At 72.1% G+C, this 24,725-nt stretch carries 19 protein-coding genes and 1 pseudogene; 8 read left to right on the top strand and 12 right to left on the bottom strand.

Annotated elements, in window-relative coordinates; translation table 11 throughout:
- Positions 1-5: 5 nt before the first annotated feature.
- Together QFZ76_RS05870 and QFZ76_RS05865 are read right to left on the bottom strand one after the other, a co-directional pair.
- Positions 6-1,979, bottom strand: coding sequence for an N-acetylmuramoyl-L-alanine amidase (locus QFZ76_RS05870; RefSeq protein WP_307672692.1), 1,974 nt, complete (start codon positions 1,977-1,979; stop codon positions 6-8).
- A 271-nt stretch (positions 1,980-2,250) separates the two neighbouring features.
- Entirely contained in the window at positions 2,251-3,393 is a 1,143-nt protein-coding gene (locus QFZ76_RS05865) for an aminoglycoside phosphotransferase family protein (RefSeq protein ID WP_307672691.1), read from the bottom strand.
- A gap of 269 nt (positions 3,394-3,662) precedes the next feature.
- Between QFZ76_RS05865 and QFZ76_RS05860 the strand changes: the two genes are divergently transcribed.
- Positions 3,663-5,156 carry a hypothetical protein gene (locus tag QFZ76_RS05860; RefSeq protein WP_307672690.1) on the top strand — a complete coding sequence of 498 codons (1,494 nt, stop codon included), beginning with the start codon at positions 3,663-3,665 and terminating at the stop codon, positions 5,154-5,156.
- 35 nt (positions 5,157-5,191) lie between these two features.
- Here QFZ76_RS05860 and QFZ76_RS05855 read toward each other — a convergent pair whose 3' ends face one another.
- Entirely contained in the window at positions 5,192-6,628 is a 1,437-nt protein-coding gene (locus tag QFZ76_RS05855) for a PP2C family protein-serine/threonine phosphatase (protein ID WP_307672689.1), read from the bottom strand.
- Between the two features lie 394 nt (positions 6,629-7,022).
- Here QFZ76_RS05855 and QFZ76_RS05850 point away from each other — a divergent pair, with 394 nt between their 5' ends.
- Positions 7,023-7,433, top strand: coding sequence for an SsgA family sporulation/cell division regulator (locus tag QFZ76_RS05850; protein ID WP_307672688.1), 411 nt, complete (start codon positions 7,023-7,025; stop codon positions 7,431-7,433).
- A gap of 16 nt (positions 7,434-7,449) precedes the next feature.
- Here QFZ76_RS05850 and QFZ76_RS05845 read toward each other — a convergent pair whose 3' ends face one another.
- A complete protein-coding gene (locus QFZ76_RS05845; protein WP_307672687.1) occupies positions 7,450-8,547 on the bottom strand; it encodes a chemotaxis protein in 1,098 nt (365 codons plus the stop codon).
- 78 nt (positions 8,548-8,625) lie between these two features.
- Positions 8,626-10,221, bottom strand: a complete 1,596-nt coding sequence (locus tag QFZ76_RS05840) for an alpha/beta hydrolase (RefSeq protein ID WP_307672686.1) — start codon at positions 10,219-10,221, stop codon at positions 8,626-8,628.
- A 305-nt stretch (positions 10,222-10,526) separates the two neighbouring features.
- Here QFZ76_RS05840 and QFZ76_RS05835 point away from each other — a divergent pair, with 305 nt between their 5' ends.
- Positions 10,527-11,213: a chaplin gene (locus QFZ76_RS05835; RefSeq protein ID WP_307672685.1), complete on the top strand. Its 687-nt coding sequence runs from the start codon at positions 10,527-10,529 to the stop codon at positions 11,211-11,213.
- 71 nt (positions 11,214-11,284) lie between these two features.
- Here QFZ76_RS05835 and QFZ76_RS05830 read toward each other — a convergent pair whose 3' ends face one another.
- From QFZ76_RS05830 to QFZ76_RS05815, 4 genes are all read right to left on the bottom strand, one after another.
- Positions 11,285-12,052, bottom strand: coding sequence for a class I SAM-dependent methyltransferase (locus QFZ76_RS05830; RefSeq protein WP_307672684.1), 768 nt, complete (start codon positions 12,050-12,052; stop codon positions 11,285-11,287).
- Between the two features lie 13 nt (positions 12,053-12,065).
- Positions 12,066-16,382, bottom strand: a complete 4,317-nt coding sequence (locus tag QFZ76_RS05825) for an aminotransferase class I/II-fold pyridoxal phosphate-dependent enzyme (protein WP_307672683.1) — start codon at positions 16,380-16,382, stop codon at positions 12,066-12,068.
- Positions 16,383-16,540: 158 nt separating this feature from the next.
- Complete coding sequence (locus tag QFZ76_RS05820) at positions 16,541-17,026, bottom strand: nucleoside deaminase (protein ID WP_307672682.1); 486 nt, start codon at positions 17,024-17,026, stop codon at positions 16,541-16,543.
- Positions 17,027-17,067: 41 nt separating this feature from the next.
- On the bottom strand, positions 17,068-18,279 hold the full coding sequence (locus QFZ76_RS05815; RefSeq protein WP_307672681.1) for an MFS transporter: 1,212 nt from the start codon (positions 18,277-18,279) through the stop codon (positions 17,068-17,070).
- A gap of 59 nt (positions 18,280-18,338) precedes the next feature.
- Between QFZ76_RS05815 and QFZ76_RS05810 the strand changes: the two genes are divergently transcribed.
- From QFZ76_RS05810 to QFZ76_RS05795, 4 genes are all read left to right on the top strand, one after another.
- Positions 18,339-18,740 carry a MerR family transcriptional regulator gene (locus QFZ76_RS05810; protein WP_307672680.1) on the top strand — a complete coding sequence of 134 codons (402 nt, stop codon included), beginning with the start codon at positions 18,339-18,341 and terminating at the stop codon, positions 18,738-18,740.
- A 40-nt stretch (positions 18,741-18,780) separates the two neighbouring features.
- Positions 18,781-19,557, top strand: a complete 777-nt coding sequence (locus QFZ76_RS05805; RefSeq protein WP_307672679.1) for a GNAT family N-acetyltransferase — start codon at positions 18,781-18,783, stop codon at positions 19,555-19,557.
- Between the two features lie 472 nt (positions 19,558-20,029).
- Positions 20,030-20,989, top strand: coding sequence for an NAD-dependent epimerase/dehydratase family protein (locus tag QFZ76_RS05800; RefSeq protein WP_307672678.1), 960 nt, complete (start codon positions 20,030-20,032; stop codon positions 20,987-20,989).
- Positions 20,990-21,053: 64 nt separating this feature from the next.
- Positions 21,054-21,986, top strand: a complete 933-nt coding sequence (locus QFZ76_RS05795) for an NAD(P)-dependent oxidoreductase (protein WP_307672677.1) — start codon at positions 21,054-21,056, stop codon at positions 21,984-21,986.
- Positions 21,987-21,990: 4 nt separating this feature from the next.
- Here the strand turns inward: QFZ76_RS05795 and QFZ76_RS05790 are convergent, their stop codons facing one another.
- From QFZ76_RS05790 to QFZ76_RS05780, 3 genes and pseudogenes are all read right to left on the bottom strand, one after another.
- A complete protein-coding gene (locus tag QFZ76_RS05790) occupies positions 21,991-22,872 on the bottom strand; it encodes a GNAT family N-acetyltransferase (protein WP_307672676.1) in 882 nt (293 codons plus the stop codon).
- 113 nt (positions 22,873-22,985) lie between these two features.
- On the bottom strand, positions 22,986-23,252 hold the full coding sequence (locus tag QFZ76_RS05785) for a GlsB/YeaQ/YmgE family stress response membrane protein (RefSeq protein ID WP_307672675.1): 267 nt from the start codon (positions 23,250-23,252) through the stop codon (positions 22,986-22,988).
- A gap of 97 nt (positions 23,253-23,349) precedes the next feature.
- A pseudogene (locus QFZ76_RS05780) lies at positions 23,350-23,909 on the bottom strand (hypothetical protein).
- 76 nt (positions 23,910-23,985) lie between these two features.
- Here QFZ76_RS05780 and QFZ76_RS05775 point away from each other — a divergent pair.
- Positions 23,986-24,723: a phosphotransferase gene (locus QFZ76_RS05775; RefSeq protein WP_307672674.1), complete on the top strand. Its 738-nt coding sequence runs from the start codon at positions 23,986-23,988 to the stop codon at positions 24,721-24,723.
- Positions 24,724-24,725: the final 2 nt, after the last annotated feature.

Raw genomic sequence — 24,725 nt, 5'->3', positions numbered from 1 at the left:
GGCACCTACCCGGCCGACCCCTCCACGCGTACGTCCGCCGCCCGCACGAACGCCACCCGGTGGCCGAACTGGATCTCGTAGTACAGGTCCTTGCCGACCACCACCTGGTGGTAGGTCTCGTCGAAGGTCACCGCGTAGTAGTACTGGCCGGGCACCTTGTCGCCGACCACGTACCTCTGGCCCGCCGGCAGCTTGTACGGCAGCGGCGACACCGTCTGGGCGGGCACTCCCGCCGGGTACGCGGACGCCTCCGGGTAGGCGCGCCCGTAGACCGGGATGCTCGCCGGACCGTCCTTGGGCGTCACCACCGGGCCGGTCGCGTTCACCGCCGTCGGGTTCTTCTTCGGGTTCTTGAACCAGGCCTTCTGGCCGAGGTACCAGATCGCCGTCCAGTCGCCGTCGCGCTCCGCGACCGCGTACTGCTGGCCGGTGGAGACCCGGGAGGACAGGTCGTTCACCCCGGTGGTCGGCGTCGTGCCCAGACCGATGTCCTTGATCAGGGGGTAGGACTCGCCGGGCCCCGAGTAGAGGCGCACCGCGCTCGAGCCGTGGGCCGCGCACGGCTCACCCTGGGCGACGCAGCCCGTGAACCCCGGCCGGTTGGCGGCGTAGTCGGGGCGGATCGTCACCAGGCCGCCGTTCTTGCCGGCCGCGGCTTCGAAGGGGCGGCCCAGCAGCGCGAAGTAGTGCGCCCAGTCCCAGTACGGGCCCGGGTCGGTGTGCATGCCGCCGATGGTTCCCGCGGTCGGGCCGGGCACGTTGTCGTGGCCGAGGATGTGCTGCCGGTCCAGCGGGATGTCGTACTTCTTGGACAGGTACGTCACCAGCCGCGCCGACGACCGGTACATCGCCTCCGTGTACCAGGCGTCCGGATTCGCCAGGAAGCCCTCGTGCTCCAGGCCGATCGACTTGGCGTTGACGTACCAGTTGCCCGCGTGCCAGGCCACGTCCTTCGCCTTCACGTGCTGGGCGATGTGGCCGTCCGTGGAGCGCAGCGAGTAGTTCCACGACACATAGGTCGGGTCCTGCACCAGGTTGAGGACGCCTTCCCAGGCGCCCTCCGTGTCATGGATGACGATGTAGTCGATGCTCTGGGACGCCGGACGGTTCCCCAGGTCGTGGTTGCCGTAGTCGCCCTCGCCGAACTCCTCGTAGGGAGCGGGGATCCACTCGCAGGACACCGTGGCCGGGCACTGGATGCCGGTCGTGTCGAGCGTGCGCAGCCCTGTCCGCGCGAGCTGCCCGGTGTCGGGCGCGAGGTCCGGCTGGGGAGCCAGGGCGACCCGCTGGCCGGCGTCGGTGACGCGCTCCTCGCCGGTGCGCAGCACGTCGAAGAGGTCGCCCGCGTACGCCGCCCCCGTCGCGCTGTCGTCGGCGCCGGAGAAGCGGGCCACCGCCCCGTACCAGTCCGCCGGATCCTTGCTCAGCGGTTCACCGAGATCCTTCTGCGCGGCGGCGAGCAGCGCTGCGCCGCCGGCCACGTTCGCGGCGGGATCGGTCCGCAGGTGTTCGGCGGGCAGGCCGGTGAGCTCGGCCGCCTTCGGCAGGGTCGTGAGGCGGGCCGGGAGCTCGGAGCTCTCCGGCAGCTTCGCCTCGGGGTGCAGCGGGGTGCGGGCGCTGTCGCCGCGCGCGTCCTCCGTGCCCTCGCTGTGGTGCGGCGGCGCCTCGGCGAGCGCGGTGCGCGCGTCGGTGAGGTGCATCGGGCCGTACCCGCCGGTCACGCTGGGCGCCCCGGCGTGCGCGTCCCAGCGGGACTGCAGGTAGGAGACGCCGAGCAGCACGCTCTGCGGCACGTGGTACTCGGCGGCCGCGGAGGCGAACGCCAGCTGAAGGCGGTTCGCGGAGGACTGTGCGGCGCTGTCGGACGGAGCGGCGCCGAGCAGCGGCAGCAGCAGGGCCGCGGTGGCCACCGCCCCCGCGACCGCTCGCCTGCCGCTGTACCCGGCGGCTCTGTTGGGGTCGGTGGCGGATCCTCGCAATGCAGCCTCCTGGGACGGTCGAGCGCGATGCGCCGTGCGGGGCCGGGTGTCCGTCAGTGGTACCGGCCTGCCGACGATCCGTCAATGATGCCCAGGAGCAGGCGACTTCCCTCGTCAATCCAGGTGGGCGGCGAGTTTCGCGGACCGGCCCCGCGGGCCTGCGATGCGTCAGTGGCGTACACCAATGAGCCGTACGAGGCGCCCCGTGCACCCGGACATACGACGGTCCGCGGTGCGCCGCTGACCGGCGCACCGCGGACCGTCGTCCCCGTCAGCGAGTGCCGACCGCCGCGCGCACGGCCCGGCGGGCCAGCTGGCAGTCGTCGTGCAGCCGCCTGAGCAGCAGCCGTTGTTCCTCGCCGGACGGCGCAGCACCCGGGTGGGCCGTTCCCGGTGCCGCCGGGGTCGTGTCGTGCATCGAACGCTGCACGGCCATCTCGTAGGTACGGATCTCCCGGGTCAGCACGAGCATCAGGTTCACCAGGAACGCGTCCCGCGAGGCGGGGCCCGCCGACTGGGCGATCTGGCTGATCTGCCGCCGGGCCACCGGCGCGTCGCCGAGGACCGACCACAGCGTCGCCAGGTCGTAGCCCGGCAGGTACCAGCCCGCGTGCTCCCAGTCCACCAGCACTGGACCGGCCGGTGACAGGAGAACGTTCGACAACAGTGCGTCGCCGTGGCAGAACTGGCCCATGCCGTGCCGGCCCGCGGTCGCCGCGATGCCGTGCAGCAGTTTCTGCAGGTCGCCCAGATCCCGGTCGGTGAGCAGGCCCAGCTCGTGGTACCGGTTGATCCGTGTGGCGTAGTCCAGCGGGGCGTCGAAGGTGCCCGCCGGCGGCCGCCAGGCGTTCAGCCGGCAGATCGCGCCGAGTGCCGCCCTGATGTCCGCGCGGGGCGGGGCCTGAGCCGGGTGCCGGTGCAGTGCCGCCACCCGCCCCGGCATCCGCTCGATGACGAGCGTGCAGTTGTCCGGGTCCGCCGCGATCAGTCTCGGCACGCGCACCGGAGGGCGGTGCCGGACGAACGAGCGGTATGCGGCTATCTCGTGGCGGATCCGCTCGGCCCATGCGGGGGAGTGGTCCAGTAAACACTTGGCGACGGCGGTGCTGCGTCCTGTCGTGCCGACCAGGAGTACGGAGCGTCCGCTGCGGCGCAGCACCTGCACCGGGGCGAACTCCGGGCAGATCCGGTGCACCGACGCGATCGCCGTGCGCAGCTGGGCGCCCTGAGGGCCGGACAAGTCGAGTCTCCCGCTGAGGGGTTGGGTACCGACCCCCGGTGCGCGCCGCGGCCTGCCCGCGCCGAGCACGGGAGCCGCCGCCGGACGGGCGGGGTCGAGGTAGGGGCCGCCACCCACCGGACGGGGGTGCGGCGACCGGGGCGGGGCGGACACGGAGGACGATGCTGCGTACATGGGCGAAACAGATCCCTTCGTGTGCCTGCGACGACAGTGCGCTGCCCGGCCCGGTCACCCGGGTGCACCCTGGGGAATGCATCCCTTGTTCCAGGAAGAGTTCCAGGAAGAGTTCCAAGAAGGCGACCGGGTCGGGGTGGCGCTTTCCTACCTGACACCAGATGCCCAGTGGCACACCATCTGGCGAGGCCTGGCGAACCCTGGCGAATAGTCGCCCGGCAACTCTCACCGGGCTACATTCAACTCAGCCGAGAACCTGGGGGCTTGATGTGAGCGGACAACCCAACACCCGTCTCTCGGACCTGTTCGGCCTGGCCGGCTGGTCCAAGGGTGAACTCGCGAGGCTGGTCAACCGGCAGGCGGCGGCCATGGGCCACCCCCAGCTTTCGACCGACACCTCTCGGGTGCGGCGTTGGATCGACACGGGAGAGATCCCGCGCGATCCGGTGCCGCGGGTGCTGGCGGCTCTGTTCACCGAGCGTCTCGGCCGTGTCGTGACCATCGAGGACCTCGGTCTGGTCCGGCACGGGCGTGCGGGGAAACGGCAGGGCGACGGGAATGCGGAACATCCCGACGGAGTGCCGTGGGCGCCCGAGCGGACTGCTGCGGTCCTCACCGAATTCACGGGAATGGACCTCATGCTCAACCGACGCGGCTTGGTGGGCGCGGGTGCCGCGCTCGCCGCGGGATCAGCCCTCAGCAATGCCATGCACGACTGGCTGCACACCGATCCGGCCCTGACCGCCGACGCTCCCCAGTTCGACGACCCCCTGCACGCCGAACCCGCTGGGCTCGACCGCTACGAGGCCGCCCCCATCGGGTCGCAGGAGATCGAGGAACTGGAGCGCTCCGTCGAAGTCTTCCGGGCCTGGGACGCGGCCCGCGGCGGCGGACTGCAACGCAAGGCAGTCGTGGGCCAGCTCAACGAGGTGGGCGGCATGCTCGCCTACCGACACCCCGACCATCTCCAGCGACGCCTGTGGGGCGTCGCCGCCAACCTCGCCGTCCTCGCGGGCTGGATGTCGCACGACGTCGGCCTGGAGCCCACGGCCCAGAAGTACTTCGTCATCGCCGCCCATGCCGCCAGAGAGGGCGGTGACCGGCCCCGCGCCGGGGAGGCGCTCTCCCGGGCGGCTCGCCAGATGGTGCACCTGGGCCGGCCCGACGACGCACTCGACCTGATGAAGCTGGCCAAATCCGGCTCCGGCGACCAGGTGCTGCCCCGTACCAGGGCGATGCTCTACACCATCGAGGCCTGGGCACAGGCCTCCATGGGCAAGGGCCAGGCCATGCGCCGCACCCTCGGACAGGCGGAGGACCTCTTCGTCTCCGACCGGGGCGACGTGCCGCCGCCGAGCTGGATGCAGACCTTCAAGGAGGAGGATCTGTACGGCATGCAGGCCCTGGCCTACCGCACGCTGGCCGAGCACGAGCCGGGCGCGGCCGTGCACGCCCAGCACTACGCGGAGAAGGCCCTGGCCCTGCGCACCGACGGACGGGAGCGGTCGAAGATCTTCGACCACCTGTCCATGGCCTCCGCCTGCTTCATCGCGGACGACCCCGAACAGGCGGACCGGTACGCACGGCTGGCACTGATGGCGATGGGGTCGAACTCCTCGCGCCGTACCTGGGACCGGCTGGGCCAGATGTACCGGCTCACCGCCGAGTACTCCACCTATCCGAAGATCAATGAGCTGCGCGAGGAGATCAGGCTGGCGCTGCCGAAGACGAGGGGGAAGGGCGGCAGCAGCGCCAGGGCATAGAACGCCGGGGCTGTGCCCCTGACCTGCCGTTGGAGTTATGCGGTCACCCTGGCGACGAGTACACAGGCGTCGTCCTCGCGCTCGGCCTCGTCGAACTCCTCCACCAGCATCCGTACGCAGTCCTGTGCGGTGCGCGCCTCGCCGAACCGGGGGGCCAGGTCGAGGAGACGGTTCACGGCGCCCTCTTCCTCTCCGCTGTGCCCGGGCACCAGCCCGTCGGTGTGCAGCAGGAGCAGGTCGCCCGGTCGGAGGGTTTCCTCGGCCTGTTCGTACACGGCCCCCGAGGTCGCGCCGAGCAGGACGCCGGCCGGCGCGTGCAGCCGGCGCCCCGTCCCGTCGCGGAACAGCAGCGGGGCGGGGTGTCCTGCCTGCGCCCACACCAGGGTGCGGGTCGTTGGCCGGTAGCGGCAGCAGACCGCGCTGCCGAGGGCCGGCTGCACGGTGGCGTCGAGCAACTGGTTGAGCCAGGCCATCAGTTGAGCCGGCGGGGTGCCGGTCATGGCCATGCCGCGTACGGCGCCCAGCAGGGTCGCCATGCCCGAGGTCACGGCGACTCCGTGCCCGGTGAGGTCGCCGACGCTGAGCAGGGTCTCGCCGTCGGCGAGCTCCAGCGCGTCGTACCAGTCGCCGCCGATCAGCGCGCTCGCCGACGACGGCAGATAGTGGGCCGCGAGATCCAGGGTCTCGGGGCCCTGGTGCGGGAGCCGCAGGGAGCCGCGCCACGGCGGTAGCACAGCTTCCTGCAGCTCGACCGCGAGCCGGTGCTCGGCCTGCGCGCGGTGCCGGTGACGCTGTAACGAGTCACGGGTCTCGCTCACCGCCCGTTGGCTGCGGCGCAGTTCACTGACGTCCCGCAGCACCGCCCACATGGACGCGGTGCTTCCGTCGGTGTCGAGCACGGGCTCGCCCATCATGTGCACGGTCCTTACGTCGCCGTCCGGGCGCAGCACGCGGAACTCGCCGTCGATGGGCTTGGCGTCGACGAGGCAGTCGGTGACCATCGCCGTCAGCCTCGGGCGGTCCTCGTCGAGGACCAGGGACGGCAGCTCGTCGAGGGTCAGCGGAGCGGCGGCGGGGTCGCGGCCCAGGATCTGGTAGAGCTCACCGGACCAACTGGCCTCGTCCGTCAGCAGGTTCCACTCCGCGCTGCCGACCCGGCTGAGGAGCGAGCCGCGCCGGGGAGCGGACGGCACGGCCCGGGCGGCGGGCGCCGCCTCCGGTGAGGCCGGCACGGGCGGCGGGCCGTCCCGCAGCTGTGCCAAGTGCTCGTCCAGATCGTCGAGTTGGTGCAGCGCGAGGTCGTACAGCGCGCGCTGCCACCGCTCCTGCGGGTCGGAACCGTCACTCTGCGTGCCCCGGCGTACGGCGTCCATGTCGCCCTTGAGCCGGCGCGCCTGCGATATCAGCGCGTCGACCGAGCCGCGTCCGGGCGGCTGGGCGGCTGGGCGGTCCGCAGAGAGATGGGACGGCATGACGCACTCCGATGCGGGGACGGTACGACCAAGGCGGACGGAAGGACCGTTACGACTGTTGCACAGCCCGCGACGCCCTGTAAGGGATTTGGCAACACCCGATACGGGGGTGCTTCTGGCATATGCCACAGTCTTCAGGGGCGGGCTCGGTGTACGTCTGACGTGGCGCACCGGGCGGTTCAAGTCGTAGGCGAGGTACGTGACTTGACGGACCGATGAGGTGGTCGACGCGGTGTTCGGTTGTGTGTGCGACGGCACTGTGTTCTAGGGAGTGTGGCACAGGTGGATCGGCCGGGCCAGGGGGCCGTGGCGCGGCGCCGAGGCGTGACGCAGGTCACATGAATTCATGAGGGTTCGGGTGTACTGCGAACGGCACCTGCGAGCTCGTAAAGACATGGACATCACGCTCGAGCAGCCCGCCCGCGCCCGTCTCATCGCCGCGGACCAGGAACTGCCTGTTCCCGCCACGCTCCGCTACACCGGCGCGGACCCGCTGGCCGTGCACATCGACTTCCCGCCCGAGGTCGCCCTGGACGGCGAACGAGTCACCTGGACCTTCGCCCGCGCCCTGCTGGAGGAGGGGCTGACCGGCCCGGCGGGAAGCGGTGACGTGCACGTATGGCCCTGCGGCCGGGCCCGTACGGTCCTGGAACTGCACTCGCCGTGCGGACTGGCCCTGCTCCAGTTCGACACGGCCGCGCTGCGTCGGTTCCTGGTGCGGACCTTCGCGGTGGTGGGCGCCGGGCGGGAAGACGTCGGCGCCGCCGTCGAGCAGGGGCTGGCCTCGCTCTTCGGCGGCGTCTGACGTGCCTCGCCGGGCCTCAGTACCGCAGGACTCCCGCGATCCCGTCCGCGTCGCCCAGCGCGCCGTCCGGGACGAAGCGCACCTCGGCGCCGGTCTCCAGGCACTGTTCGACGATCTCGTCCACGATGTCCTCGCGGGCGTCGAGGTCGCCGCCCTCGGCCGGGACCAGATGGTCGCCGCCGTCGTCGCGGACCGTCACCCGGTAGTTCTCCTCGACGGCCAGCAGCCGTACGCGGCCCTCGCGCGCGTTCTGCCACAGCTCGTCGACGCCGGCCGCGAACGCCCGGTGGCCGCGGGCCGATTCGAGCTCCCGCGCCACGGAGTCGGTGCTCTTGCGCGCCTCGGCGGCGACCAGCGGCCGGATCGCCTGCCACACGGCGTCGGGGGTGCCGTGCGCGAGCCCGCCGTGCGGTACGTGGACGGCGTTCTTGGTGACGCTGCCGACCTCGTCCAGCAGGGACAGCGCGGCCGTCTCGCCGGTCACGTACAGCGGCCTCGGCTGCTCGCGCAGCAGCGTGCTCATCGCGGTGTCCACCTCGCGCAGGAACTGGCGGGTGCCCTCGTCCCGGAAGGTGCTCCGCAGATCGCCGATCCGTTGCTGGCGCTCGGCGTCGAAGTTCTCGCGGCTCCGCGACAGCGGGAAGCCGCCGGTGCGCTCCTCGGTGACACGTTCCGTACCGCCGCTCCACAGGGTGACCTGGTCGGCGGAGACCGACAGCACCCAGAACGGCCGCTCGGCGGCCTGCGCGGAGACCAGGTTGCGGGTCAGGAAGGTGTCCGACAGCACCACGCGTTCGGGCACGGGGCGGGCGAGCGACCACACCTGGTGCTCACCCGGAGCGGCGAAGATGACCAGGCCGTCCCCGGCGTGCGACAGATCGACCTCGGCGAGGGCCTGGTCGAGCTGCCGGGCGACGTCCAGGCGCCGATCCCGGGGGACCGCGGGATCGGCCTCCAGCTGTTTCTTGGCCTCGGCCACGACATTGCGCAGCCGGACCGGATCCTGGGCGTTCTCGGGCTCCCGGCGATGTGTCGGCGTCAGCACGGAGACCGCCGGATAGGGGCGCGGGCGCCGCAGCTCGGTGAGAGTGGTGGGACTGAGTGCGTGCTCCATAACAGCACGATAGGGCTGAATCGCCGATCGGGCATTAGGTGCAGCCAAGTCGGGCAACCCGGGCACGGCGGGCGTACCTCAGCGGCCGTCGTCCTCCGGCCCGCAGGAGCTGCCGTCGGGAGGCAGGGAACCGTACAGCAGGAACGCGTCGACCTTGCGGTGCACGCACTTGGAGGAGGCGTAACCGGTGTGGCCCGCGCCCTTGTTGTCGAGCACCACGGCCGAGTCGCCCAGGCGCTCGGCCGTCTCCACGGTCCAGCGGTACGGTGTCGCCGGGTCGCCCCGGGTGCCCACCAGGAGCATCTTCGGGGTGCGGACGTCACGCACCTCGTCGCGGATGAAGTCGGTGCCCTTGGGGCGGCCGTAGCACGTCAGCACCTCGGTGAGCCGGTAGCGGCCGAACACCGGCGACGCCTGTTCGTACTCGGCGCGCAGCCGGCCGAGTTCCCTGGTGATCCGGCGGGCGCTGGGGCGGTCGGGATCGTCCGCGCAGTTGATCGCCATCAGCGCCGCCGGAAGATTGTCGAGCGGGACGTCCTCCTGGTCGACCAGGCCGCCGTCCGTGCCGTTGTCGGCGCGCAGGGCGATGCCTCCACCGGCACGGAACGTCGTTCCACCGCCGGAGAACCAGAGGAGCGGCCCGGTGTCGCCGTCCTCGACCAGCGAGGCGAGCGCCCGTTCCAGGGACGGCCACAACTCCTTGCTGTAGAGGGCCTGGCCGATGGCGCCCACGAGGTCCTGGCCGGTGAAGTCCTCGCCGAAGTCCGTCGGCACCGGATCCTGGTCGAGGGAGTCCACGAGGCGTACGACCTCCTCCCGGGCCGTGCGCGCGTCCGTGCCGAACGGGCAGGCGATGTCCTTCACGCACCAGTCGACGAAGTCCTCCAGCGCGGTCTGCTGACCCGCGGCGCCCGCCACGCCCTGCTCGGTCAGCGGTTCGGTGAGCGTGTCCACGCCGTCGAGCGCCATCCGGCCGACCTTCTCGGGGAACTGGGCCGCGTACACCGCGCCGAGCCGGCTCCCGTAGGAGAAACCGAGGTAGTTGAGCTTCTTGTCGCCGAGGGCCTGGCGCATGATGTCCAGGTCGCGCGAGGCGTTCACCGTGCCTATGTGGGGCAGGACGGGGCCGGAGTGCTTGGTGCACGTGTCGGCCACCTTGCGCAGCTGTTTGAGGACGGCCTGCGGATCGTCGTCGAGGTCGGCCTCCTCGTCCGGCGCCGTCGCGGGCCCGGTCCCGCACGTCACCGGCGAGGACCGGCCGACACCGCGAGGGTCGAAGGACACCACGTCGTAGCCGTTGGTCAGACTCATGAAGTCCTTGCCGCCGGCGGCGAGTTCACTGACGCCCGGGCCACCCGGACCGCCGAAGTTCAGCAGCACGGAGCCGCGTGACTTCCCCGTCGCCCGGTAGCGGGCGAGCGCCAGCTCGAGGGTGCCCGCCCGCGGCCTGGCGTAGTCGAGGGGGACGGTGACCTTCCCGCACTGGAGGTCCTCGGGCATCTCCACGCCGTCGCACTTCGACCAGACGACCTTCTGGCGGTAGAACCGCGACAGGTCGGCCTCGGAGTCCTCCGCGGCCACCGCCGGCAGGCCCGCGCCGAGCAGAACCAGGCCGAGGCCTCCGGTGATCGTGCAGCGCCCGAGTAGGGGCCGAGTCGACAGCTTGGCCGGCATGGATGCCTCCAGGGAGCCTGCCGCGGACCGGGACCGGCGCCCGTTTCCGGGCGCCCTCGATCACGATAGGTGCAGCTCGCAGGGCTCGCCTCCGGACGAGCGGGGCCGCGGAAGGTGCCCTACCCTGTGCCCCCGACGATGCGCGGTACGAGGCTTTCGAGGCGGCTCCGACTGTTTTGCCGTTAGTTCGACAACCATGACGCTCGATGGGGTGAAAGGCCGATAAGCCATAACTCGGATGGTTCGCCCGCGTTCTATCCGGTGCGGGCGAGTGCCCGTGACCATGTCTGGAAGGCAGGGAACCTATGAGACGGGTTACCCGAAACGGTGTGATCGCCGTCGCCGCCGCGTCCGGCGCCATGGCAGTGACCATGCCGGTGTACGCGGACTCCGGCGCGGACGGCGCCGCGGCAGGCTCGCCCGGAGTGATCTCCGGCAACACCGTCCAGCTCCCGGTGCACGTCCCGGTGAACGTGTGCGGGAACACCGTGAACGTGGTGGGGCTGCTCAACCCGGCGGCGGGCAACAGCTGCGCCGACGAGGACGCCGGTGGCGATGTCGGTGGCGACGCCGCCGGGACGTCCGGCGGGGCGACCGCGAACAGCGGCGGAAAGGATTCGCCGGGTGTGCTCTCCGGCAACGGTGTGCAGCTCCCGGTGCACCTTCCGGTGAACGTGAGCGGCAACAGCGTCAGCGTCGTCGGCGTCGGCAACGCGGCCGTCGGCAACGAGTCCGTCAACACCTCCGGCGACGGCCCCGAGCGCCCCGAGCGCCCCGACCGACCGGAGCAGCCGGCGCCGAGGCCGACTGAGCCGCCCAGGGCGAACCCGGGTCCGGAGGCGGCCCCGCCCGCCCCGCGGCCGCACTTCACCGCCGGACAACTGGCGGACACGGGAACGGACCGGACGCTGCCCGCCGTACTGGGAAGCGCGGCGCTGGTCCTGGGCGGAGCGGCCGTGCACCGGCGCTTTCGCCCGCGCGCGATGCGCTGACCGCACCCTCGATGAGCGCGAAGGCCCCACCGGTCCTGCCCGGTGGGGCCTGGCCTGAGCCGCACAGGCGTTCACGCCGCCGAGACGGCGGTGAGCAGCACCATCCCCGAGTCGCCGTAATCGGGCAGTGTCGGGTCGGCGTCGATGCGGGTGACAGCCAGCTCCCGGGTCAGGGGTGCGAACACCTCCGTGACGATCTCGGGGTTGACCGGGCAGCCCGGCCAGCGTGACGCGGGCCCGACGCGATAGGTCGGCATGTTCTCCATGAACGCGGCCACCAGATAGCCCCCCGGTGCCACACAGCGCACGAAGACCCGGCAGAACTCGGCGAACTCCGCGCGGTCCTCGGTCGCCCCTTCCGCGACGAAGTGCATGGACGCGAGGTCGTACGCGCCCGGCGGGAGGCCCCGTACGTCGCCGTGGACGACGTCGACGTGGGCCAGCGACGCGGCCAGGGTGGCGGGCAGGGCAGGGTTCAGCTCCCGGCACAGCGCGTGGAACGGCAGCCAGCTGGCGTCGGGCCCGGACAGGATCTGCCGCTGCAGATAGGCGACGTTGCCGGCCCCCGCCTCGACGGCGTCGATACGGCGGCTCGCCGCGGCCGCGAGGATCAGCGGGTAGAGGTTCGGGCCGGCCCCGAACTCCACCGAGCGGCCGAGGCCGCCCGGCGTGAGCCGCCGGTAGAACGCGGAGTGGTGGGCGATGACCGCCGCGTCCGAGGGATGCACCTCGCGGTAGTTCTCGGCGAGGTAGTCCGCCACCGGCCAGCTGTCCCAGTCCACGTCGTCGTTGTGGGTCGGCACGGCCTTGCCGGCCGTCGGCCTGGCTCTCGCCGCCATAGGCGTGGTCCTCTCAGCCCTTGACATGGCCTTCTCGCTCCTTCGGCCGCAGGGGGAACCGTGCCGCCAGCCGGGTCAGGGTGCCGGTCAGGCGGTCGATGTCCTCGTCGGAGTTGAGGGCCGTGATCTGGACGCGGAAGCCCACCCGGTCCCTCGGTACGAGCGGATACGCGGCCAGCGTCACGTAGATCCCCTCCTCCCACAGGAACCCGGCGACCGCGTCGAGGTCGGCCGGGTTCCCCAGCGGGATCTCCACGATGGGCAGCCGGTCCGTGTTGAGGGTGTCCACGTCGAGGCCGTCGAGATGGTCGAGCACCCGGACCGTCTTGCGGTACAGGTCGGCGCGCAGGGCGTCGCCGCGGCGGTCGTTGACCTCCAGCCCGGCCAGCGCGGTGGCCAGGGACGCCGTGGGGGAGGGCCCCGAGTACAGGTAGGGTGCGGCGGCCGTCTTGAGACGGTTCTTCAGGTCGGTGGGCAGCGCGAGGAACGCGAGCAGCGACGAGTACGCCTTGGAGAAGCCTCCGGCCAGCACGATCCCCTCGTACGACTCGCCGGTGTGCCGCACCACGCCGTTGCCGCGCGAGCCGTACGGACAGGGCTCGCCCGGCCCGCGTTCCCCGATCACGCCGAAGCCGTGCGCGTCGTCGACGTACAGGGTCGCGCCCCGGTCGCGGCAGACCGTGGCCAGTGCGGGCAGGTCGCAGACGTTCCCGCTCATGCTGTTGACGCCGTCCAGGCAGACAAGGCGGGGCGCGCCCGCGGGTGCCGAGGACAGCAACGCGTCCAGTTCCTCGAGCCGTTCGGCGTGGAAGCGGCGCAGGGTGGCGCCGCGTCCGCGGGCGACGACGCAGCCGTCGTACACCGTGCTGTGCGCCGTCGCCTCGACGAAGACATGGCCACTGTCGGCGAGGACGGGGATCACCGCGGAGTGGATGAGGGTCAGTGTCGGCAACAGCAGCGTGTCCGGCGCGCCCAGCAGCGCGGCGAGCCGTTCCTCAATCTCGGGGTACAGCCGGGGACTGCCCAGCAGCCGCGACCAGCTCGGGTGCGTGCCCCAGCGCCGTACGGCGGGTTCGATGCGCGCGGCGATCTCCGGGTCCCAGTCGAAGCCGAGGTAGTTGCAGGAGGCGAAGTCTATGAGGGGGTGACCGCCGCTGCGGATGTGCCGGCCCCGCACCTCGTCGATGACCGCGTCGGTCATCGGGCTGGTCCGCCGCAGGTGTTCCAGGTCGGCCCAGCGCGCCTCCCGCCCCGGCGGCCGGTGGCGCGCGGCCTTGCGTGCGACACCGGCCCCGGCCCCGGCCGCGCGCCTGTTTCCGTTTCCGTCCCGCTGCCGCAGGATCCGCTCGCTCTGCTCCACCGTCATCGGCCGCGCGAAGAGGAAGCCCTGCCCGAACCGGCATCCCATGCCCGCCAGCAGATCCCGCTGCCTCGTCTCCTCGATGCCCTCGGCGATCACCTGGAGGCCCAGGGTGTCGGCGAGGCGGACGATGCCCTCGACGAGCGCGACCTGCTGCGGGTCGTGCGCGATGTCGTCGATGAACGTCTTGTCGATCTTCAGTACGTCGATGGGGAAGTCCCGCAGATAGCGCAGCGAGGAGAAGCCGGTGCCGAAGTCGTCGACCGCGATGGTCACGCCGAGATCCTTGAGGGCCCGCAGCATCGCCTGGATCTGGCCGTCGCGGCGCAGCAGCACCGTCTCGGTCAGTTCCAGCTGCAGCGACCCCGGAGCCAGCCCCGGCGTGCTCAGCGCCTGGCCGACCTGGTCCACGAATTCGGTGTCGCGGAACTGCTGGGCGGACACGTTCACGCTGACGTACGGCGGTCCGCCCGGCCCGGGCAGCCGTTGCAGCTCCGCGATGTCGTGGACCGCGTTCTCAAGGACCCACGACCCCAGGGGCGCGATGTGCCCGGTCTCCTCGGCCAGGGTGATGAACTGCTCCGGCGGCACGGGCGGGCTCGGGGCACGCGGCCAGCGCACCAGCGCCTCGAAGCCGACCACCTCGCCCGCGGCGATGTCCACCACGGGCTGGTAGCGCAGGGCGAACTCCTGCTCGGTGACCGCCCGGGCGAGCCGGCTCTGCAGATCGTGCCGCTCGACCATCCGGGCCCGCAGCAGCGGCTGGAACCGCCGCCACTGCCGCTTGCCGGCCGTCTTCGCCGCATACAGCGCCAGGTCGGCGTGGCTGAGGAGTTCCTCCGCGTCCGCGCTGTCGTGCGCGGTGGCCACGCCCACACTCGCGGACACGGTCACCGACTCCCCGTCGAGCGTGAACGGCCGGGACAGCGTCTGGATCACCTGCGCCGCCAGCAGCTCGGCGTCCAGCGGTTCCCGCGCGTCCTCCATCAGTACCGCGAACTCGTCGCCGCCCAGCCGGGCCGCGGTGTCGGTGCGGCGCAGCGCTCCGGTCAGGCGCCGCCCGACGGCGGTGAGGAGGTGGTCGCCCGCCGAGTGCCCGAGCGTGTCGTTGACCATCTTGAAGTCGTCCAGGTCGACGAAGAGCAGACAGGTGAGCGACGACTCGCGGCGGCCGCGCAGCAGGGCGCGCTCGATCCGCTCCAGCAGCAGGGTCCGGTTGGGCAGCCCGGTCAGCGAGTCGTGGAAGGCCCGCTGGGTGAGCTCGTGCTCCAGCCGGCGCTGCTCGGTGACGTCACGCAGGGTGATGACCAGCCCGGCCACGGTGCGTTCGTCCCGGAAGTCGCTGCACCGCACCTCAACCTCGGCCCGGTCGCCCCGGTGCTGCACCCACCAGTGGTCGTGCCGCGTGCGCGGCCCGTGCTCCCGTACCGAGGCCAGCTCCCGGGTCGCCCGTTGCCGGTCCCTGGGATCCAGCAGGTCGGGCAGCGACGTGCCGGCCAGGTCCACGGTGCCGAACACGGATGCCGCGGACGGGCTCGCGTACCGGATGGTGTCGTCGTCCTCCAGGATGAGGATGACGTCCGAGGTGTTGCGCACGAGGGTGCGGAAGTACGCCTCGCTCTCCCGGCGTACGACCTCCCGGCGCAGCACGACGCGTTCCATCGCCAGTCCCGCGTGCGAGGCGAGGATCTCCAGGGAGCCCCAGGTCTCGGTGAGCGCCCCGGGCGGACCGGCGACCAGCAGCACGCCCGGGACCTCGGTGGCCGGCGGACGGTCGGGCGGGGTCATCGGGCACACCAGGACGCTCGGCAGGTCGGCCAGCTCGGCGGCGAGGTCGGGGCCGAGGTCGTCGGCGGCGAGGAATCGCGTGCTGCCCGGGGCCAGCTCCGCCGCCCGCTCCGCGGGCAGCAGCAGTGTCCGGTGGCGGACCGTGGATCCCAGGAGCGTGTCGACGGCCGCCTCGCACGACCGTGCCACCTCCTGCTGCCGGACGGCCGACACCAGCGACGCCGCCGCCGAGCGCAGCGCGCGTTCCCGCGCCACCGCCCGGCGGTGTGCCACGACCATTCCCGCGAGGCGCAGGATGACCAACAGGAAGAGCAGGCCGGAGAAGGCGGCGATCACGGCGGCGTCGTGCGCCCTCTGTGTGAGGCCCTCGTACAGCAGGATCCCCGGTGCGATGAGCGTCGCCACGGCGAGCATGACCAGTCGGCGCGGCGGCGGGAGCAGGGACGCCTGCTGCGGCATGGCAGCCGTCAGCTCCACCATCGAGGGATGCAGCGCGGCCAGGCCCCAGGCGGTGTAGAAGGCGATCCACCCGGCGTCCAGCAGCGTCCCCGTCTGCCACATCGCGTTGAGCTGCAGGGTGCCGTAGACGATGTCGAAGCCGAGCAGCGTCGACGTGCCGACGACCAGGAGCTGGACCGACCGGTTCCGCCCGTCCAGTGGGCGTGGGCTCAGCAGCCGGGCCAGCAGCGCCAGGACCAGCACGTCGCCGAGGGGATAGGCGATGCTGATGGCCCGCTGCTGCCAGGTGAGCCCCTCGACCTCAGTGAGCGGCTGGACCAGGTAGACCCACACGGGCAGCGCGAGGCCCGCGGTGACGATCAGCGCGTCGAGGAGGCTGGGCAGGTCGCGGCCTGCCCACCGGTAGCGGAAGAGGCCGTACAGTCCGACGGCGAACAGCGGATAGGTGGCGAGATAGCAGGCGTCCGCGGCAGAGGGGAACGGGTTGGAGGCGAGGAAGTACTCCTCCATCACGTTGTAGTACGTGTCGCCGGTGACGAAGGTGAGCAGTCCGGCTGCGAGGATCCACCAGGGCCAGCGGTGCGCGGGCCGGTTCAGGTGGGTGCCGGTCAGTATGGCGGCGACACCGGTGAGGCCGATGACGGCCCACGAGGTGGTTCGCGCCACGGGAACCGTCATGTAGACGAACGTGGCGGCCGTCACCAGCGTGAGATGAGCGGCCATCAGCCGATGTGCCGGCAGCAAGGCAAGCGCCTCCCCCCGACGGAGGAGACCGGGCGGTCACCTGGCCTGGGTCTTCATCGATCGTAGGCACCGCAGGGCGCCGCCTGCATCTCGGGCGGATCAGTGCGGTGTCGCACCGGTGACCGGCGGTGCCGCCGTCAGCGCTCGCCGCGATGGAAGCGGTGGTGCAACGCGCGCACCTCCTCGGCCAGTTCGGGAACCGGGCCCTCCACCTGCACGCCGGGCGCCACCCCGTTGATGGGCAGGGTCCGCACCGGTGGCGCGGGCACGCCCAACTCGGCCAGCCAGGAGGACAGTTGCTCGGACGAGGCGACGTACACGATCCGGCCGAGGCCCACCCAGGCGTGCGCGGCCGCGCACATCGGGCAGTGCTCGCCGGAGGTGTACACGGTCGCGGCCGCCCGCTCCTCGGGCGTCAGACGGGCCGCCGACCAGCGCGCCAGTTCGAACTCGGGGTGGCGGGTGCGGTCCCCGGAAGCCACCCGGTTGTGGTCCTCGGCGAGCACCGTGCCGCCCGCGCCCACCAGCACCGAACCGAACGGCTCGTCCCCCACCTCCAGCGCCCGGGCCGCCAGTTCCACACAGCGGCGCAGGTACGGCAGCTCCGCGTCCTTCACGACCATGGTGTGGCGCCCTCCTCGCGATGTGATCTCCGTGGCGCAGACTACGGTCGCCGGCGTGCGACCGGAAAGGCGTACCGGCGGCCGAGCGTCACGGTCGCCAGCGCGAGGGCGACCAGCGGGAGTGCGGTCCAGGGCAGCGCCCCGGCGCCCAGGTTCTCCAGGACGACACCGCCGGTGAGCGAACCCGCGGCGATGCCCGCGTTGTACACGGTGGTCTGCAGGGAGGTGGCCACGTCCCCGTGGGCGGGCCCCGAGGCGTCGACCAGCGCGGTCTGGATCAGCGTCGGCGCACCGCCGAAGGCCACGCCCCACAGCGCCACACTGACCAGGAGCACGGCGGGCGTGCCGGCGTACAGGCCGAGCGTGAGCATCACGGCGGTGCAGAGCGAGAGCGCGGCGAGCAGGGTCGGCCGCAGCCGCCGGTCGACCAGCACCCCGGTGACCCAGATCCCGGCCACCGTGGCCGCCCCGAACACCAGCAGCACCAGGCCCGTACGGCCGAACCCGGCATGCGCCGCGAACGGGGCGACGTACGTGTACATCACCTGATGCCCCAGCAGCAGGAACAGCGTGACGGACAGGACGGCCGGGATCCCCGGCAGCACCGCCACCCGGGCGAGCGGCATGCGCGTACCGGCCGCCTCCCCGGGGAAACCGGGCACCCACCGCCGGACCCCGACCACCAGCAGCACCGCGAGCCCGGACAGCACACCGAACGCCGTGCGCCAGCCGAGCGCCCCGGCCAGCGCCGTCCCGGCGGGCACGCCCAGGGACAGCGCGAGGGTGATCCCGGCGAGCACCACCGCGATCGCCCGGCCGCGCCGCTCGGCCGGCACCATCCGGGCCGCGTAGCCGACGAGCATCGCCCACAGCGTGCCGCCCATGCAGCCGGCGACGAGCCTCGCCGCGAAGGTGAGCGGGTACGACGAGGACAGCGCGACCACCGCGTTGGCGGCCGCGAACCCCAGCAGCGTGCCGACGAGCACCGGCCGGCGCGGCAGTCCGCGCAGCAGCGCGGTGAGCGGGATCGCGGCCAGGAAGGAGGCGAGGGCGTAGCCGGTGACGAGGAACCCCACGCGTGCCTCGGAGACGCCCAGGTCGCCTGCCATGCGGGGGAGCAGCCCCGCCGGCAGCAGTTCGGTCAGGACGGCGGTGAAGGCGGCGGTGGAGAGAGCCAGCAGGCCCGGCCACGGCAGCGGGGCGGGCATGGCCGTGCCCTTGGCCATGGATCCGGCCATGGATGAGGTGGACATGCGACCATGCTGAAACCCTCACATCAGTGTGAAGGCAAGGCCGACTTCCGGAGGAAGCCATGATGATCGGCGAACTGTCCCGTCGGACCGGCGTTCCCACCCGGCTGCTGCGCTATTACGAGGAACAGGACCTGCTCCATCCCGACCGGGCCGTCAACGGCTACCGCGACTACGGGGAGACGGACGTCCGGGACGTCCAGCAGATCCGCGGGCTGCTCGACTCCGGGCTGACCACGGAGATGATCCGGGCGATCCTGCCCTATCTGTCCGGCCCCGACGAGATCCACCTGCCCCCGCAGTGCCTGACCCCGCAGACCGCCGCGCTGCTGCGCGGCGAGATCGACCGCATCCAGGCGCGCATCGACTGTCTGGCCCGCAACCGGGACCGGCTGCGCGCGTATCTCACCGTCGTACAGCCGGTCGTACAGCCGGTCGTACAGACGAAGGGGGAGGACTTGTAAAGCTGTTGCCCCGGCCGGGCCCGGGTGCTGGAGTGAACGCATGGATCATGCCGCGGTGCTCGCCCTCTACGACCGGGACATGCGCGAAGGCGCTCAGCCGGACGGCCCCGGCGCACGGATCGAGCGGGCGGGGCGGGTGGTCCGACAGGTCGCCGCCGCGCACGGCTGGAACGGCGTCGTCTGGTCGGACCTGGACGAGGCGAGCGCCGACGCGGCGATCGCCGAGCAGGTCGCCCACTACTCCGGTCTCGGCCTCGACTTCGAGTGGAAGCTCTACGGGCACGACCTGCCCATGGACCTCGGGCCGCGGCTCGGCGCCGCCGGGTTCACGCCCGAGCCCGAGGAGACGCTGATGATCGCCGAGGTCGCCGATCTGACCCTGGACGCCGAGCCGCCCGAGGGCATCCGCTTCCTTCCGGCCACCGATGGCGCGGGCGTCGACCTCGTGGCGGAGGTCCACGAGAAGGCGTTCGGCACCGACAGCTCCCGGCTGCGCCACCAGCTGCTCGCCCGGCTGACGGACGACCCGGACACCGTCGTCGCCGTCGTGGCGCTCGCCGGTGACACGCCGGTCAGCGCCGCCCGCATGGAGCTCGTGCCCGGCACGCGCTTCGCCGGCCTCTGGGGCGGCGGTACCGTCGAGGCCTGGCGCGGCCGTGGCATCTACCGCGCGCTGGTCGCCCAGCGGGCCCGCGCCGCCGTCGACCGCGGCTACCGCTACCTCCAGGTCGACGCCTCCAGCCAGAGCCGCCCCATCCTGGAGCGCCTCGGCTTCGCTCCGCTGAGCACGACGACGCCGTACGTGTACGTGCCGTAGGCCGGCCCTTTCCGTACGGTCCTCGGCGGATCCGTACGGTCTTCCGCGGCGCCGTCGCGGTTCAGTCGAGGCCGAACTCGTCCGCCAGTGCGAACTGACCTGACACTTCCAGGCTGACCGCCCCATACAGGTGAGCCCACGCGAGCACCGCTCCGGCCGGCGCGCGGTGCCTTCGGCCCCGGCCGCCACCTGCCCGTTCGCCCCCACCGCCGGGTCGTCGTCCCCCCAGGCCATCGAGCGTGTCGGGGGCGCCGTGTGTCCCGGTACGGCTGTCGAAGCAGCGGTACAGCGCCGACCCCGACAGACCAATCCTTGGCGATCCGGCTCAGGGCCACGGCCGTCGTGCCCCCCGTTCTTTTGTGACAGATCCTAACGGCAGTCCAAGTAACCCACTCTTGCTAGCGGCCATCGTAAGAGTTACAGTCTCTAACAGAAGTGACAGGCAATCGCTCCTTCAGGGAAAGGGATCACCATGACCGCCCACGCCAACCCCGCTCGCTCCCTGCACACCGTCCTCGGCTCCGGCCCCGCCGGCACCGCGCTGGCCCGCGAACTCGTGCGCCGCGGCCACGCCGTACGTCTCGTCGACCGGAAGGGCGAGGGGCCGGCGATCGAGGGGGCCGAGCGGTACGCCGCCGACGTCAGCACGGTCGAGGGGGCGCTGGAGGCCATGGCCGGAGCCGCCGTCGTGTACCACTGCGTCAACGTCGGCTATCACCTCCAGGTCGAGGTGATGCCGCGCATCCAGGACGCGGTCCTCGGCGCCGCAAAGGCGTCCGGCGCCCGACTCGTCGTGCTCGACACCCTCTACCCGTACGGCGAGACCGGGGGAGCGGTGATGACCGAGGACACCCCCTGGAAGGCGACGACCCGCAAGGGCCGGATGCGCGCCGAACTCGACGAGAAGTACCTCGCCGCGCACCGCGAGGGCAGGGTCCGGGTGTCCCTGGGCCGCTCCGCCGACTTCGTCGGCCCAGGGGTGCTCAACTCGACCCTGGGTGCGACCACGTTCCCGGGAGCGCTCACCGGCGGCACGGTCCTCGGGCTCGGCGACATCGACCTGCCGCACAGCTACACGAGCATCCAGGACGTGGCCGCCGGGCTCGCCACCCTGGGCGAGAACCCGGAGGGCGACGGCCGTGTCTGGCATCTGCCCACCGCGCCCGCCGTCAGCACCCGCGACATCTACGCCATGATCGAGAAGCGGGTCGGCCGGCCGCTCGACGTCGTGGTCCTGGCGGAGCTCCGCCCCTTCGGGCCGTTCGACGAGCAGTTCATCGCCGAGTACGCGGAGATGTTCTACCAGCACACCGAGCCCCAGATCGTGGACTCCTCCGCCTTCGAGCAGGCCTTCGTCGCCACGCCGGCACCGCTCACCGAGACGGTCGACGCCACCGTGGCCTGGTACGGCGAGTGGCTCGCGCAGCAGTGACGCGGGGCGGGGGGCGATGCCGCCGGGATGTCACATCCCCGGCGGCCCGATCCGTCGCAGGTACATGGCGACCAACGACACGAACCACCAGCACCGGAGCATTCTCCTCGCGGGCGCGACCGGCGTCCTCGGCCGGCACCTCGCCCGCGCCCTGACCGAGGCCGGTCACAAGGTCACCGGGCTCGGCCGCGGACCGGCAGCCGGTCTCCGCGCCGACCTCATGGACCGCGACGGGCTGCTGCGCGCCGTCGACGGACACCGCTTCGACACGGTGATCCACGCCGCGACCGCCCTGCGCAGGGCCCCCATGCGCCACCGCGGCATGCACGCCACCAACGCCCTGCGCACCGAGGGCACCGCCCACCTCGTCGAGGCCGCACAGACCGTCGGCGCCCGCCGCTTCGTCACCGAGTCGATGGTCTTCGGGTACGGCTACGGCGACCACGGCGACCACCCGGTCACCGAGGACGACCCCTTCGGCCCGCACGGCACCTCACCGGAACTGGAAGGGCACCTCGCGGCCATGCGCACCAAGGAGCGCCTCACCTTCGAAACCCCGGGGTTGGAAGGCATCGCACTCCGCTTCGGCCTCTTCTACGGCCCCGGCGGCACCGACGCCCTTGTGCCCATGCTCCGCAAGCGACAGCTGCCCGTTCCCGACGACCGCGGCCGGGTGCTGCCCTGGGTGGAACTCACCGACGCGGCACGGGCGGTGGTGGCGGCCGTCGAACGCGGCCGACCCGGCCAGGCGTACAACGTCGCGGACCGCACGCCGCTCGGCTTCCGGGCCCATGTGCTGTGCGTGGCCGAGCAGTTCGGGCTGCCGAAGCCCATGACCGTACCGCTGTGGCTGATGAGGCCCGCGTCGTACGCCCACACGGTGATGTCGACGACGCTGCGGGTCTCCACGGCGAAGGCGGAGCGGGAACTGGGGTGGACGCCGGTGTATCCGTCCACCCGGGACGGCCTCGCGGCGATGAACGTCACGGCTGGGTGAGCCTCTACAGGTCGAGTTGGTACTCCACCGCCCGATGCGTCGGTACGTAACCGAGCGCGTCGTTCACCGCGCGCATCGGGGCGTTGCTGTCCGCCGTGTCGGTGCACAGCCCGGCGAGTTCGGGGTGCCGGGCGCGGGCCCGGAGGATCGATGCCGCCTTCATCCAGCGGGCGAGGCCGTGGCCGCGGTGTTCGGGGAGGACCGCCGTACCGTAGTGCCGGCCGTCGCCCCGGCCGTCCCCGGGGACGACCAACTCGGAGAAGCCCACCACGGATCCGTCGGATGCGTCCACGGTGGCCACGGTGTGTAGCAGCTCCCCGCGCTGCGCGACCGCCTCGGCCGCCGCGACCACCCGCTCCACGTCCCAGACGACCGTGCCGTAGTCGGTGTCCTCCATCGGCATGTCGTCCATGGCCCGCCGCGAGTCGGCGTACGACCGCGCCAGCTCCTGCGGAACCGTGCCGTCCCACTCCGTCAACCGGTAGCCGGGACAGGGGAGTCGGACGAGCTTCTCGAGCCCCGCGAGGTCGGGGTCGGCCAGCGGCAGCCGGGCGTACGTCAGCCCCAGCACCCGGCGAAAGCCCCGCGCCGCCAGGAACGAATCGGCGGCGGAATCCTGCTCGGCCTCCGCGAGAACCGACCGCCGCTGTTCCTCGCGTGCGGCGGCCACCGCGGCGTCCAGCAGCCGCGTGCCGACGCCACGCCGCCGTTCCGCGCCGTGCACCGCGATCTCCAGCTCGGCGAGGTGCTCCTGGCCCTCCCTCGTGAAGAGGCGGAGGAACGCCGACCCGAGCGGAAACCCGTCGGCTCCGGAGGCCAGCCAGGCCAGCCGACGGCTGGAGGCACCGGCCTCGGGATCGGCGAGCGGCGTGATGCGCAGGGTCAACGGAGCTCCGTCACGGTCGATGCGGGCGCGAACGGCCGAAGCTAGCCGTCGGGAGGTGCCGTGCGCAACGCAATGCGAGGGCGGCGCCCGGCCTCGCGCGCGCCGCCCTCGTCTCAGCGGTGTCGGGTCTTCGACCGGTCCAGCGCGGTCACGCCGAGTGCGGCGAGGCCGATCTGGATGAGCCACTCGACCCAGTCCACGCCCTTGGTGTCGGCCACGCCGAAGGCGCCGGCGATCGCGGAACCGATCAGCGCGGCGACGATGCCGACGAGGATCGTCCACAGGACCCCGATGCGCTGGCGCCCGGGGACCACGAGCCGGCCCAGGACACCGATGACGATGCCGATCACGATGGCACTGATGATGCCGTCGATCTCCATCTCCGCCCCTTTTCGTCAGAACCCACGCATTTTTGTCAAGACCTCCGTAACAGTGCGTGTGCCCCCTGAAACCGCGGACAGTCTGCTGACGCTTCAATCAATGGCCAAAGACGGGCAGCGCCGTCCAGCCGGTCGCGGCCAGTACCTCGGCCGCGATGTCGGGCACCGTGCGCCCGTCGGTCACCACGCGGAGGGTACCGGCGGGCGCACGGGCGCACGGGCGTCCAGCAGTCGCGCCTTGCGGGCGCTGTTCCTGAGCTCGTGCTCCAGCTCGGAGCCCAACTCCCGCCCGGTCAGCCGCTGCTGGGCGGTCTCGTCGGTGGCGGTGAGCAGTACTCGTACGATCCGTACGTCGTCCCCCATCGCCCGCCGGAACATGCCCGCCGTCTCCTCGAGCACGCTCAGGGTGTTCGTGTAGAGGAGGCGTCGGCAGCCCAGCTCGGCGTAGTTGGCCCAGACCGCGGTGAGGTTCCGCTCGCCGATGGCGGCCCGGTGCGGATCGCCCGGCGGCGCCGGATGCACCTGTCCCATGAAATCGCCGTCGATCACGGCGTGCCCGACCTCGGCCGCCCGCAGCCGCGCCGAGACCTCCCAGCCCACCGTCGTCTTTCCGACCCCGGCGCGTCCGCCGATGAGCAGTACCTCCGCCTGATCCATGCGGGCAGCGTGCCAGTCGGCACCGGTGCCCGGATACTCCTTTTGGGAGTCGAGCGGTGAGGCGGAGGCGGTCGGGGTGGAGGAGACGTCCCTCGAAGGCGGGGCCGTCAACGAGGTCGTGCGGATCGGCGCGACCGTGCGGCGCGGGCCGACGGAACGGTCGGAGTACGTGCGGGACCTGCTCGCGCTGTTCGAGCGGCGAGGGTGGCCGGGAGCCCCGCGCCACCTCGGGACGGACGAGCGGGGCCGCGAGATGTTCGGCTACATCGAGGGGCGGGCGGCCGTGACCCCAGAGGAACGGGCCGCCGCCCGCACCGACGCGAACCTGGGCCGCGTCGCCCGACTCGTGCGCGCCTTCCACGACCTGACCCACGGCACGCCGTCGGCCGGTGACCGGGACGTCGTCTGTCACAACGACCTCGCCCCGAAGAACACCGTGTACGCCGTGCGCGGCGACGACTGGCGGCCCCTGGCCTTCGTCGACTGGGACCTGGCCGCCCCCGGTGAGCGCGTGCATGACGTCGCCCACCTCTGCTGGCAGTACCTGGACCTGGGCCCCGGGGTGACCGACGTGCCGGAGGCGGCCCGCCGGATCCGTCTGGTGTGCGAAGCCTATGGCCTCGACGAGCGGGGTGTTCTCGTCGACACCGTCCTGTGGTGGCAGGACCGCTGTTGGCGGGGCATCGACGCTGCCGCGGACCGCGGCGAACCGGCCATGGTCGCGCTGCGCGAGGCCGGAGCCGTCGAGGAGGTGCGGGGTGCGTGGGAGTGGGTCGCCGGGCATCGTCGTGAGCTGGGGGCCTTGCTGCGCTGAGG

The sequence above is a fragment of the Streptomyces sp. V4I2 genome (assembly GCF_030817655.1).
Classification (GTDB): domain Bacteria; phylum Actinomycetota; class Actinomycetes; order Streptomycetales; family Streptomycetaceae; genus Streptomyces; species Streptomyces plumbiresistens.
The sequence above is the reverse complement of the archived record's forward strand: the minus strand, read 5'-3'. Positions and strand labels throughout refer to the sequence as shown.

What these genes read in the sequence shown, in the direction of transcription:
- QFZ76_RS05850 (WP_307672688.1), top strand. Translation starts at nt 7,023, where the DNA reads ATGGACATCACGCTCGAGCAGCCCGCCCGCGCCCGTCTCATCGCCGCG.
- QFZ76_RS05840 (WP_307672686.1), bottom strand. Translation starts at nt 10,221, where the DNA reads ATGCCGGCCAAGCTGTCGACTCGGCCCCTACTCGGGCGCTGCACGATC.
- QFZ76_RS05830 (WP_307672684.1), bottom strand. Translation starts at nt 12,052, where the DNA reads ATGGCGGCGAGAGCCAGGCCGACGGCCGGCAAGGCCGTGCCGACCCAC.
- QFZ76_RS05800 (WP_307672678.1), top strand. Translation starts at nt 20,030, where the DNA reads ATGACCGCCCACGCCAACCCCGCTCGCTCCCTGCACACCGTCCTCGGC.
- QFZ76_RS05815 (WP_307672681.1), bottom strand. Translation starts at nt 18,279, where the DNA reads ATGTCCACCTCATCCATGGCCGGATCCATGGCCAAGGGCACGGCCATG.
- QFZ76_RS05845 (WP_307672687.1), bottom strand. Translation starts at nt 8,547, where the DNA reads ATGGAGCACGCACTCAGTCCCACCACTCTCACCGAGCTGCGGCGCCCG.
- QFZ76_RS05820 (WP_307672682.1), bottom strand. Translation starts at nt 17,026, where the DNA reads ATGGTCGTGAAGGACGCGGAGCTGCCGTACCTGCGCCGCTGTGTGGAA.
- QFZ76_RS05835 (WP_307672685.1), top strand. Translation starts at nt 10,527, where the DNA reads ATGAGACGGGTTACCCGAAACGGTGTGATCGCCGTCGCCGCCGCGTCC.
- QFZ76_RS05805 (WP_307672679.1), top strand. Translation starts at nt 18,781, where the DNA reads ATGGATCATGCCGCGGTGCTCGCCCTCTACGACCGGGACATGCGCGAA.
- QFZ76_RS05825 (WP_307672683.1), bottom strand. Translation starts at nt 16,382, where the DNA reads ATGGCCGCTCATCTCACGCTGGTGACGGCCGCCACGTTCGTCTACATG.
- QFZ76_RS05855 (WP_307672689.1), bottom strand. Translation starts at nt 6,628, where the DNA reads ATGCCGTCCCATCTCTCTGCGGACCGCCCAGCCGCCCAGCCGCCCGGA.
- QFZ76_RS05865 (WP_307672691.1), bottom strand. Translation starts at nt 3,393, where the DNA reads ATGTACGCAGCATCGTCCTCCGTGTCCGCCCCGCCCCGGTCGCCGCAC.
- QFZ76_RS05810 (WP_307672680.1), top strand. Translation starts at nt 18,339, where the DNA reads ATGATGATCGGCGAACTGTCCCGTCGGACCGGCGTTCCCACCCGGCTG.
- QFZ76_RS05795 (WP_307672677.1), top strand. Translation starts at nt 21,054, where the DNA reads ATGGCGACCAACGACACGAACCACCAGCACCGGAGCATTCTCCTCGCG.
- QFZ76_RS05785 (WP_307672675.1), bottom strand. Translation starts at nt 23,252, where the DNA reads ATGGAGATCGACGGCATCATCAGTGCCATCGTGATCGGCATCGTCATC.